This is a genomic window from Curtobacterium flaccumfaciens UCD-AKU (assembly GCF_000349565.1).
Classification (GTDB): Bacteria; Actinomycetota; Actinomycetes; order Actinomycetales; family Microbacteriaceae; genus Curtobacterium; species Curtobacterium poinsettiae.
Window position 1 is genome coordinate 105,565 of sequence record NZ_KB714617.1, and the last position, 11,123, is coordinate 116,687.

The following is an 11,123-nucleotide window of genomic DNA, read 5'->3' on the forward strand; positions in this document are numbered from 1 at the left end:
ACCTGTTGCAGGTGACCGGGCCGTCGGACGGAGGACGGGCCTCCGGGGGTGTTGCTCGTGCTGGTGCTTACGCGTCCTGGCGCTTCAGGCGGGCGTACGAGCGCTGGCGGGCCTGCGCGTCGAGCTCCACCTTGCGGATGCGGACGACGGCCGGGGTGACCTCGACGCACTCGTCCTCGCGCGCGAACTCCAGGCACTCCTCGAGCGAGAGCTGGCGCGACGGCGTCATCGACTCGAAGGAGTCGGCGTTCGCCGAACGCATGTTCGTGAGCTTCTTCTCCTTCGTGATGTTGACGTCCATGTCGTCGGCGCGCGAGTTCTCGCCGATGACCATGCCCTCGTAGACCTCTTCGGTCGGGTTGACGAAGAACGTCATCCGCTCCTGGAGGTTCGTGATGGCGAACGGCGTGACGACACCCGAGCGGTCGGAGACGATCGAGCCGTTGATGCGGGTCTGGATCGGGCCGGCCCACTCGTCGTAGCCGTGCGAGATCGCGTTGGCGATGCCGGTGCCGCGGGTCTCGGTCAGGAACGACGTGCGGAAGCCGATCAGGCCACGCGACGGGACGATGAACTCCATGCGCACCCAGCCGGTGCCGTGGTTCGTCATGTTCTCCATGCGCCCCTTGCGAGCGGCCATGAGCTGCGTGATCGCGCCGAGGTACTCCTCCGGCGTGTCGATCGTCATGTGCTCGTACGGCTCCTGCAGCTTGCCGTTCTCGTCACGCTTGGTGACGACCTGCGGCTTGCCGACGGTGAGCTCGAAGCCCTCACGACGCATCTGCTCGACGAGGATGGCCAGTGCGAGCTCGCCGCGACCCTGGACCTCCCACGCGTCCGGACGACCGATGTCGAGGACCTTGAGCGAGACGTTGCCGATGAGCTCGCGGTCGAGGCGCTCCTTGACCATGCGGGCGGTCAGCTTGTGGCCCTTGACCTTGCCGACGAGCGGGCTGGTGTTCGTGCCGATCGTCATCGAGATCGCCGGGTCGTCGACCGTGATGGTCGGCAGCGGGCGGACGTCCTCGGGGTCGGACAGGGTCTCACCGATGGTGATCGTGTCGAACCCGGCGACGGCGACGATGTCACCGGGGCCGGCCGACTCGGCCGGGTAGCGCTCGAGCGCCTTGGTGATGAGGAGCTCGGTGATGCGGGCGTTGACGACGGTGCCGTCGTGCTTGACCCACGCGACCGTCTGGCCCTTCTTCATCGTGCCGTGGAAGATGCGCAGCAGCGCGAGACGACCGAGGAACGGCGACGCGTCGAGGTTGGTGACGTGGGCCTGCAGCGGGTGCTGGTCGTCGTACTTCGGCGCCGGGACGTGCTGCAGGATGGCCTCGAACAGGGGCTCGAGGTCGTCGTTGTCGGGCAGCTCGCCGTCGTTCGGCTTGTTGCGCGACGCGGCACCGTTGCGGCCCGAGGCGTAGACCACCGGGACGTCGAGGATCGCGTCGAGGTCGAGGTCGTCGACCTCGTCCGACAGGTCGGAGGCCAGGCCGAGCAGCAGGTCCTGCGACTCGGAGACGACCTCGTCGATGCGGGAGTCGGGGCGGTCCGTCTTGTTGACGAGCAGGATCACCGGGAGCTTCGCGGCGAGCGCCTTGCGGAGCACGAAGCGGGTCTGGGGCAGCGGGCCCTCGGACGCGTCGACCAGCAGGACGACACCGTCGACCATGGACAGACCGCGCTCGACTTCGCCACCGAAGTCGGCGTGACCCGGGGTGTCGATCACGTTGATGGTGATGGGGCCGTCCGAGCCGAACTCGGTCGCGTGCTTGCCGTTGTAGAGCACCGACGTGTTCTTCGCGAGGATCGTGATGCCCTTCTCGCGCTCGAGGTCGTTCGAGTCCATCATGCGGTCTTCGCCCTCGAAGTGGGCGTCGAACGAGTTGGTCTGCGTGAGCATCGCGTCGACGAGGGTGGTCTTGCCGTGGTCGACGTGTGCCACGATGGCGACGTTGCGCAGGTCGGACCGGGTGGCGAGCGCCATACAGGACATCCTTCAATTTCTGGGAGAGTGTCGGGCCAGTGTCTTCACAGCACCGCACCCGCGGGCAGAACGCCCGACACGCCAGTCTACCGGTAGTTCGCAACAGACAGGAGTACTGACGATGAGCCGTCGGCGAACGTGGGTCGAGATCACCATCGTCCTGCTGCTCTCGCTCGGCGCCAGCGCCCTGTACTCGATCCTGCAGATCATCGACGACCTGTCGCAGACGACGCCGCTCGGCGAGCAGTCGACGGCCCTGAACACCTCGTCGACGACGGTGCAGTACGTCGACCTCGCCCGGCAGCTCCTGGGCATCGCGGTGGACCTGGCCCCGGTGGCACTCGTCTGCTACCTGCTGTGGAGCACCTCGCGACCGCACCTCGGCCGGCTCGGCATCGACCGGTTCCGGGCGAAGCCGGACCTGGGCGGCCCGGCCCTGATCGCGCTCTGCATCGGGATCCCGGGGCTCGCGCTGTACTTCGCCGGACGTGCGCTCGGCATCACGGTCGCCGTCGACCCCGCCGCACTGAACTCGTACTGGTGGACGATCCCGGTCCTGCTGCTGTCCGCGATCCGCTCGGGGCTGCAGGAGGAGGTGATCGTGATCGGGTACCTCTACGCCCGGCTCGGGGACCTCGGGTGGGGCCGCTGGCAGATGATCCTGTCGACCGCACTGCTGCGTGGCAGCTACCACCTGTACCAGGGCTTCGGGGCGTTCATCGGCAACGCGGTGATGGGCGTCGTGTTCGGCTGGATCTACACGAAGTGGGGTCGGCTGCTGCCGCTCGTGATCACGCACGCCCTGCTCGACGCGGTGGTCTTCGTCGGGTACCCCTGGGTGGCGCACGCGTTCCCGCAGTTGTTCGCGTAGGCCGCGGGGCCGCTGGCGGAACGCCGCGTCGCGGGGCCGCCGGCTCGCTGTCCCGTCGGCCGTTCAGCGCGCCACCGGGCGCATCCACAGCCCCAGCACAGCGCGCCGAGGTCCGAGGGCCGAACCGCAGCCCTACGGTGAGCGCATGAGCATCCCCGCGATCGGCGAGTCCGCACCGTCGTTCACCCTGCCGGGGATGGTCGTGCGCCGTGGCGTCCGCTCCGACGACGAGTACGACCTGTCCGCCGAGATCGGCCGGACGGTCGTGCTGGCCTTCTACCCGGGCGACGCGACGGCGGTCTGCACGGCCCAGCTCTGCAGCTACCAGGCCGAACTCGACGAGTTCACCGACCTCGGTGCCACGGTGTGGGGCATCAGCCCCCAGGCGCTCGACTCGCACGAGGAGTTCGCCCGCGGCTCCTCGCTCGCGTTCCCCCTGCTCAGCGACACCGCGGGCTCGGTCATCCGCGCCTACGGCGTCCAGGCACCGGGGATCGGCCTGCGACGATCCGTGTTCGTGATCGGCCCCGACGGCGTGCTCCGATGGCGCCACATCGGCCTGGTCGGCCTGCGGTTCCCGAAGGCCGAGACGATCCGCCAACAGATCGAACTGCTCGTTTCGTAGCCCCGGCGTGGGAGTCCGCTGAACTCGTCGAAACGGGGTGTTGACACCCCAACCGGGGGCGACGACCATGGACGGCACGAGGGTCCGTCAAGGATCTGCCTCCCCGGGGAATCGGGTCGTCCGGAGATACGCGCCGGTGTGTCACACCCGCTCCCCGGGCGTCTCCGGGGAGGCATCTCGTACCCTCGTCCGGTGCACACCACCATCGTCGCCCCGGGCCTGCGCGCCCTCGCCCTCGTCCTCTGGGTCGTGGCCGTCGTGCTCGTCCCGCTGGCCCTGATCGGCGGCGGAACCCCGTGGCTCGTGCCGATCCCGAGCATCGCCGTCGCCTTCGTCGCGTGGGCGGTGCTGTGGCGGCCGCGGTTCGAGCTGACGCCCGAGCACCTGCGCATCGTCGACGTCCGGCGCACCAGCACCTACACCTGGTCGCGCGTCAGCGAGGTGCGCACGAAGTACGGCATCGAGGTGGTCACCAGCGAGGGCGTCCGCCGCGTCTGGATCGCGACCCGCCCGACGGCGCGTCTCGCCGCGCACACCGGTGACCGGCCAGGAGGCCCGGATCGCCTGGACGTCGACGCTGCGGCCTCGCTGATGCTGGCCCACGTGCCCGCTCCGGTGACGCAGGACGGCCCGCCCCCGTCGTCCGTGACGGCTGCGCCGATCACGCACCGCACCCACGGCTGGACGATCCTGGCGCTCGTGGTCCTCGGGTTCGCCGCGTCGCTGGCGGCGGCACAGTTCTGACTCGCCCCGACGCAGAACGACACCCCCGACGTCGTGCGACGTCGGGGGTGTCGTTGAAGGTTCTCCGTCCGGAGCCGGTCTCAGCGGTAGAAACCGACGGTCTCCTCGCGGTTCGGCGTGATGCGGTTCACAACTCGGACGATCTCACCGTTGCTCTGCTTCTTGTACACCTTGTTCGGCTTGTAGGTGTAGCAGGTCCCGGACGTGATCACCTTGTACACCCCGGAGTCCCAGAAGTTCCCGTTGACGTTCCGCGTGTACGGCGACAGCGTCGCTTGGCCCCCACCAGTCCGGCTGTAGCAGACCTGGAAGCTGACAAGCCTTGCACTTTTCGCCTTCACCTGGCTGAAGGTCGCCGTGGTGCGGTAGACATTCGTCTTGCCGTCGTTGTCCTTGAAAGTGTTGGAACCGCCGACGACCGTGGTCCCGCCGATGTGCACGATGACGACCTCGGCAGCGCTCGCCGAAGTGGCGGTGAATCCCAAGAACGCGAGCGTCATCGCTGCGACGCCCATCATCATCTTCTTCTTACGCATGGATCTGCCCCTTGTTTCACAGAGGCGGTAGCCCCTACCGCCCTCGGCAACAGTTGCAGGGCACAACATCGGATGTCAACTGAAGGTCTGGGCAGTTGCGTCGTCAACGGGCCGCACACGAACGACACCCCCGACGTCGTGCGACGTCGGGGGTGTCGTTCGTGTGCGGTGTCGTTCTCGTGCGGTGTGGCTACTTCTTGTAGCCGACGTCCTGCCACTTGACCGACGACTGCTGGAACTGCGCCGGACCGTAGTTCACCAGGTCCTTGCGAACGCCCCAGGCGTACGGCTCGGCGAACAGCGGGATGGTGCCGGCGACCGCGACGATCTTCTTGCCGATGGCCTGCGCGTCCTTGATGCGGGCATCCGCGTCGAGTTCGCCGTTCGCCTTGTCCCAGGCGGCGCCGAGCGAGTCGTCCGTCACGCCGCTGTAGTTCTGGCCGGCGTCGGCGGGGTAGTAGATCGACTTCAGCGACGAGATCGGGAACGGGGTGCCCTGCCACGCGAAGTACGTGGCGTCGAAGTCACGCGTCGACGTGGTGACGTACTTCGTGAAGAAGTCGTCGGTCGGGACGGTGTCGATGGTGACCTTGAAGCCGGCGAGCTTCGTCTGCTGCTGCACGAGCTGCGCGACGTTCGCCGAGTTCGGGTTGTCCGAGGGGATCACGAAGCGGACGTCGAGTTCCTTGCCGCCCTTGGTCGCGTAGCCGTCCGAACCGATCTTCCAGCCGGCGTCCTCGAGCTTCGACTTCGCCTTGTCGGTGCTGTAGCCGTAGACGCTCGACGCGTCGTCCTCGTAGCCCTGCTGACCGGGCAGGTAGACGAGGTTGTTGAGCACGTCGCCCGGGCTCTTCACCGGCGACAGGATCGCCTGGGCCACGACCTTGCGGTTGATGGCCTGTGCGAACGCCTGGCGCACGTCCTGGTCCTTGAAGACGTCCGAGGTGCCGTTCAGCGTGATCTGACGCTGCGTGGTGCCGAGCGAGCGCTCGATCTTCGAGTCGGACCGCGAGTTCGCCGTCTTGAGGTTGTCGGCGCTGCCGTTCAGGTTGAACGCGTCGAGCTCCTTGTTGCCGTACGCCTGGGCGACGCCGTCACGCGAGACCGTCTTGAAGACGATCGTGTCGAGCTTGCCCGGGTCGCCCCACCACTTGGAGTTCTTCTCGAAGGTCACGACGCCACCGTTGGCGTCGAAGGACTTCAGGATGTAGGGACCACCGGAGACGTAGGTCTTGCCGTCGGCGGCGTACGGACCCTTGGCCCAGGCCTTGTTGAAGTGGTCCGGGGTGTCGACGGCCCAGTACGGGTAGATCGCGCCGAGGACGCTCGCCCAGTCGGCGTTGGTCTTCGAGAACGTCATGATGACGTCACGCTCGTCGGAGCCTTGCTTGACCGAGTCCACGTCCTCCCACACGTTGGTGGCGAGGGGCGCGAAGGCCTTGTTCGTGCCGTTCAGCGCCTTCCAGTTCGCGATGACGTCCTTTGCGCTGATCGGGGTGCCGTCCGACCAGACGGCCTTCGGGTTGATCTTGATCTCGACGGTCTGGGGCGAGTCCTTGGTCAGCTCGACGGAGGTCGCGTAGTCCTTGTTCGCCTCCCACTCGCCGTTCTCCTTGAACTGGATGAACCCCGGCAGGTAGGTCTGCGAGATCGTCGTGTCGTCGACCGTCCCCGAGTCAAGGTTGGCCAGCTGCCAGTTCGCCGGAGCTGTGTCGATCGGCAGGGTGATCGACCCGCCGTCCTTGACGTCGGCGCGGTCCGCGACGGTCCAGCCGGTCGACTTCAGTGACGACTCGGCGACCGCGGAGTTGTCGCCGCCCGCTTCTCCGCCGCCGGAGCAGCCCGCCAGCACGACGGCAGCTGCCGCAGCGGTGGCCAGGACCGCGATGCCCTTGATCCTCTTTCGCATGGCGAGGATTCCCTTTCGTTGTGGTTCGCGCAGTTCGCGCTGGACCGCGGCGGCCCCGCCGTCGCGTCTGTTGGTTGAGAACCCTAGCCACATCCGAAGGCTGCACAAGGGTCTCTGCGAGGAATCGAAACACGCTCGTAACGAATGTTGCATAACGTCACTTCCGTTGTCCCACCCCGCCGTCCGGACCGGCTAGCCTGTCGCCACCGACAACGCCGTCCGGACGGACGGCCGCACCCAGAGGTCACCAACCACATGCTCGCCTTCATCGCAAAGCGGATCGTCAACTACATCGTCCTGACGATCGTGGCGACCACGCTCGGGTACATCCTCGCCAGCACGACGCTCAACCCGGCCGCCCGGTTCCTCGGGCGCAACCCGGCCGTGCCGCAGGGCACCATCGACGCGTCGCTCCGCAAGCTCGGCGCCGATCCGAACACCCCCATCCTCGTCCGCACCTGGGACTGGTGGGTCGGCCTGGTCACGCACGGGTCGCTCGGCATGAGTTCGCGCGGCACCGAGGTGACGGCCGACATCATCGCCCGGTCCGGGACGAGCCTGCGGCTGCTCGTGATCGGCACGCTGCTCGGTGCGCTCTTCGGCGTGCTGCTCGGCGTCTGGAACGCGGTCCGGCAGTACAAGGTGTCCGACCAGGTCTCGACCTACGCGTCGTTCACGGTGCTCGCGACCCCGCCGTTCGTGATCGCGGTCGTGCTGATGATCCTGGCGACCTCCCTCAACCAGGGCGTCGGCGCACAGGTGATCAGCTTCACCGGTGAGTACACGCCGGGGGTGAGCGGGTTCTTCCCGGTGCTCGGCGACCGACTCGTGCACCTGTTGTTACCCACGATCTCGCTGACGGTCGGCGCCGTCGCGTCGTACTCGCGCTACCAGCGCTCCGCGATGCTCGACGTGCTGTCGAACGACTTCATCCGGACCGCCCGGTCGAAGGGCCGCACGCGCGGATCGGCGATCATGCGCCACGGCGTGCGGGTCGCCCTCATCCCGATGTCGACCTTCTTCGCCTACTCGTTCGGGTTGATCCTGACGGGTGCGAGCATCACCGAGCTGGTCTTCAGCTGGCACGGCATGGGTGAGTACTTCATCCAGAGCATCACGAACAACGACATCAACGCGGCAGCGGGCACGATCCTCTTCACGGCGATCCTCGTGCTCATCGCAGGGACCCTCGCGGACCTGCTGTACGCCGCGCTCGACCCGCGAGTGAGGGTGTGACCCGTGTCTGTTCTCGACCCCACGACCACGACCACCGCCGGTGACCCCGGCGACGGCAACGCCGGGACGCCGGCGCACGTCATCGAGGTGAAGGGCGGCCGCACCCCGCTCTGGCGCAAGGTGTTCGGCACCTGGCGCGCGCGCATCGGCGGCGGTGCGCTGCTGCTCATCATCCTCTGGGCGTTCGTCGGCCCGCACCTGTACCACTGGAACGCCTCCGACTCCGACGGGCTCGCGTTCGGCATGCCGCCGAGCGCCGCGCACTGGTTCGGCACGAACGACATCGGCCAGGACATCTACGCGCAGACCCTGGTCGGCCTGCAGAAGTCGCTGCTCATCGGACTCATCGCCGGACCGGCCGCGACCCTCATCGCCGGCATCGTCGGCGCCGTCGCCGGGTACTTCGGTGGGTTCGTCGACCGTGCGCTCGTCTGGGGCATCGACCTGCTCCTGGTGATCCCGTCGTTCTACGCGCTCGTGCTCCTCAGCCCGCTGTTCAAGAACCTCAGCTGGCTCGCACTCATCGTGGGGCTGGCGATCTTCGGCTGGATGATCATGGCCCGGGTGATCCGGGGGCAGACGATGTCCCTGCGCGAGCGCGACTACGTCAAGGCCGCCCGGTTCATGGGTGTGCCCTCGTTCACCATCATCCGACGGCACATCCTGCCCAACGTGGCATCGCTGCTCATCATCGACGCGACGCTGGGTGTCGGGGCGATGATCCTCTCCGAGAGCGCCCTCAGCTACTTCGGCTTCGGCATCCAGATCCCCGACGTCTCGCTCGGCACCCTGCTCGCCGCCGGCAGCCAGTCGGCCGTCACCCGCCCGTGGCTCTTCGTCCTGCCCGCAGCGACCCTCGTCGCGACCGTGCTCTCGACCAGCCTGCTCGGCGACGCCCTGCGCGACGCCATCGACCCCACCTCCGGAGCCAACCGTGACTGAGCCGCTGCTCACCGTGTCCGACCTGTCGGTCACGTTCAACCCGAAGACCAAGCCCGTCTACGCGGTCCGGGGTGTCGACTACTCGGTCGCCCCCGGCGAGTTCCTCGGGATCGTCGGTGAATCGGGGTCCGGCAAGTCGGTGTCCTCGATGGCCGTGATGGGCCTGCTGCCGTCGTCCGCCCAGGTGCAGGGCAGCATCCGCTTCGACGGGCAGGAGCTCGTCGGCAAGAACGACCGTGAGATGTCGGCGCTGCGCGGTCGTGACATCGCGATGGTGTTCCAGGACCCGCTGTCCGCCCTGACGCCGGTGTACACGATCGGGCAGCAGATCGTCGAGGGCCTGCGCCTGCACGACCGGTCGCTGACCGCACACGCCGCGCGCACCCGCGCCGAGGAACTGCTGCGCATCGTCGGCATCCCGAACCCGGCGCGACGGCTCGACGCGTTCCCGCACGAGTTCTCCGGCGGCATGCGGCAGCGCGCGATGATCGCGATCGCCATCGCGAACGACCCGAAGCTGATCATCGCCGACGAGCCGACCACCGCCCTCGACGTGACGATCCAGGCGCAGATCCTCGACGTGCTGCAGACCGCGAAGGACATGACCGGTGCGGCCGTCGTGCTCATCACGCACGACCTGGGCGTCGTCGCCGGCAACGCCGACCGCGTCGCCGTGATGTACGCCGGCCGGATCGTCGAGACGGCACCGGTCCTGCCGCTGTTCCGCGAGCCGGTGATGCCGTACACGATCGGGCTGCTCCGCTCGATGCCGAACATGACCTCCGCCCGCACCGAGCGGCTCGTCCCGCTCGACGGCCGCCCGCCCCTGCTGACGCAGAAGCCGACGGGCTGCCCGTTCGCCGACCGCTGCCCCGCCGTCCTCGACGCCTGCCGCGACGGCGAACCCGCCCTCGTCGCGACGACGGTGCCGCAGAGCGCCGACAACCCGGTCATGACCGGCGCCGTGCAGACGATCGGCAACGGCACCCTGCTCGACGAGCACACCGCCGCGTGCATCCGCCGCGACGAGATCGCCGCGGGCACCCTCGAGCGCTCGGAGATCTTCCCCCGCCCCGAGGACGTCCCCGAGGCCAGCGTCGACCACGGCGACGACGTCGTGCTCGAACTGGACGACGTGGTCAAGACGTTCCCGCTCACCAAGGGCGCACTGTTCCGCCGGCAGATCGGCGAGGTGCACGCGGTGGACGGCATCTCCCTGACGCTCAAGCGCGGGCAGGTGCTCGGCCTGGTCGGCGAGTCCGGCTGCGGCAAGACGACGACGATCATGGAGATCCTCGAACTCGCCGGCGCCCAGCACGGCACCATCCGGGTGAACGGCGTCGACACCGCCTCGCTCTCCAAGAAGGACCGTCTGGCCCTGCGCCGCGACATCCAGGTGGTCTTCCAGGACCCGATGGCGTCGATCGACCCGCGCCTCGACATCGGTTCGGTGATCGGCGAACCCCTCACGGTGCACGGCGTCGCGAAGGACGAGATCCGTCGGCGCGTGCGCGAGGTGCTCGAGCTGGTCGGCCTCGAGCCGACCTACATCGACCGGTACCCGCACGAGTTCTCGGGTGGCCAGCGGCAGCGCATCGGCATCGCCCGCGCGCTGATCGTGGAGCCGAAGATCCTGGTGCTCGACGAGCCGGTGTCCGCACTCGACGTCTCGGTGCAGGCCGGTGTGATCAACCTGCTCGAGGACCTCAAGCACCGTCTCGGCCTGTCCTACCTGTTCGTGGCGCACGACCTGTCCGTCGTCCGGCACATCGCCGACGACGTCGCCGTCATGTACCTCGGCCGCATCGTCGAGTACGGCGACGGGGACGCGGTCTTCTCGGACCCGCAACACCCGTACACGCGGGCCCTGCTGTCGGCTGTCCCGGTGCCGGACCCGATGGCCGAGGCCGCCCGCGGGCGCATCCTGCTCGAGGGCGACCTGCCCTCCCCCACGGAGCGCATCGACGGCTGCCGGTTCCGCACGCGCTGCCCGCTCTACCAGCTCCTCGACGAGGGCCGGCAGGAGCAGTGCCGCACCATCGACCCGGGCCTCGAGCCCGTGCACGGCCGTGGCGTCGCCTGCATCCAGACCGACCAGGAGCACCTGCTCACCGAGCGGGTCGGCGCGGTCGTCTGACGACGACGGTCACGTTCACCGCTCCGCATGGTGAGCAGGAATGGTCGGGTCCCACCCGCGGACCCGACCATTTCTGCTCACCAAGCGCGGCAGCGGTCGTGACCAGCAGACGGACGGGAGGTGGGCCCATCCC

At 68.2% G+C, this 11,123-nt stretch carries 9 protein-coding genes; 6 read left to right on the forward strand and 3 right to left on the reverse strand.

Annotated features, from left to right (window positions below):
* Positions 1-67 precede the first annotated feature (67 nt).
* Positions 68-1,990, reverse strand: coding sequence for a translational GTPase TypA (gene typA, locus H489_RS27965; RefSeq protein ID WP_017887064.1), 1,923 nt, complete (start codon positions 1,988-1,990; stop codon positions 68-70).
* Positions 1,991-2,111: 121 nt separating this feature from the next.
* Between typA and H489_RS27970 the strand changes: the two genes are divergently transcribed.
* The 3 genes from H489_RS27970 (at position 2,112) to H489_RS27980 (ending at position 4,230) form a co-directional block, all read left to right on the forward strand.
* The gene (locus H489_RS27970) at positions 2,112-2,861 is read left to right on the forward strand and encodes a CPBP family intramembrane glutamic endopeptidase (protein ID WP_017887065.1); all 750 of its coding nucleotides are present in this window, start codon (positions 2,112-2,114) and stop codon (positions 2,859-2,861) included.
* Positions 2,862-3,006: 145 nt separating this feature from the next.
* Positions 3,007-3,486 (forward strand): peroxiredoxin, encoded by a 480-nt coding sequence (locus tag H489_RS27975; protein WP_017887066.1) that lies wholly within the window; start codon positions 3,007-3,009, stop codon positions 3,484-3,486.
* A 192-nt stretch (positions 3,487-3,678) separates the two neighbouring features.
* Positions 3,679-4,230 (forward strand): PH domain-containing protein, encoded by a 552-nt coding sequence (locus tag H489_RS27980; protein ID WP_017887067.1) that lies wholly within the window; start codon positions 3,679-3,681, stop codon positions 4,228-4,230.
* Between the two features lie 80 nt (positions 4,231-4,310).
* On the opposite strand, the gene H489_RS27985 is transcribed toward H489_RS27980, so the two are convergent.
* The gene (locus H489_RS27985) at positions 4,311-4,766 is read right to left on the reverse strand and encodes a hypothetical protein (RefSeq protein WP_152427246.1); all 456 of its coding nucleotides are present in this window, start codon (positions 4,764-4,766) and stop codon (positions 4,311-4,313) included.
* Between the two features lie 190 nt (positions 4,767-4,956).
* Positions 4,957-6,675 (reverse strand): ABC transporter family substrate-binding protein, encoded by a 1,719-nt coding sequence (locus H489_RS27990; protein WP_017887069.1) that lies wholly within the window; start codon positions 6,673-6,675, stop codon positions 4,957-4,959.
* A gap of 255 nt (positions 6,676-6,930) precedes the next feature.
* Here H489_RS27990 and H489_RS27995 point away from each other — a divergent pair, with 255 nt between their 5' ends.
* Genes H489_RS27995 through H489_RS28005 form a run of 3 tightly spaced genes read left to right on the forward strand, consistent with a single transcriptional unit; the run spans position 6,931 to position 10,990 of the window.
* Entirely contained in the window at positions 6,931-7,911 is a 981-nt protein-coding gene (locus tag H489_RS27995; RefSeq protein WP_017887070.1) for an ABC transporter permease, read from the forward strand.
* 3 nt (positions 7,912-7,914) lie between these two features.
* Entirely contained in the window at positions 7,915-8,853 is a 939-nt protein-coding gene (locus tag H489_RS28000; RefSeq protein WP_017887071.1) for an ABC transporter permease, read from the forward strand.
* Complete coding sequence (locus H489_RS28005) at positions 8,846-10,990, forward strand: ABC transporter ATP-binding protein (RefSeq protein WP_017887072.1); 2,145 nt, start codon at positions 8,846-8,848, stop codon at positions 10,988-10,990. Before H489_RS28000 ends, H489_RS28005 begins: the two co-directional genes overlap by 8 nt.
* Positions 10,991-11,123 lie beyond the last annotated feature (133 nt).

Coding starts and splice junctions, on each gene's coding strand:
- typA (WP_017887064.1), bottom strand. CDS start 1,990: ATGGCGCTCGCCACCCGGTCCGACCTGCGCAACGTCGCCATCGTGGCA.
- H489_RS27970 (WP_017887065.1), top strand. CDS start 2,112: ATGAGCCGTCGGCGAACGTGGGTCGAGATCACCATCGTCCTGCTGCTC.
- H489_RS27975 (WP_017887066.1), top strand. CDS start 3,007: ATGAGCATCCCCGCGATCGGCGAGTCCGCACCGTCGTTCACCCTGCCG.
- H489_RS27985 (WP_152427246.1), bottom strand. CDS start 4,766: ATGCGTAAGAAGAAGATGATGATGGGCGTCGCAGCGATGACGCTCGCG.
- H489_RS27990 (WP_017887069.1), bottom strand. CDS start 6,675: ATGCGAAAGAGGATCAAGGGCATCGCGGTCCTGGCCACCGCTGCGGCA.
- H489_RS27995 (WP_017887070.1), top strand. CDS start 6,931: ATGCTCGCCTTCATCGCAAAGCGGATCGTCAACTACATCGTCCTGACG.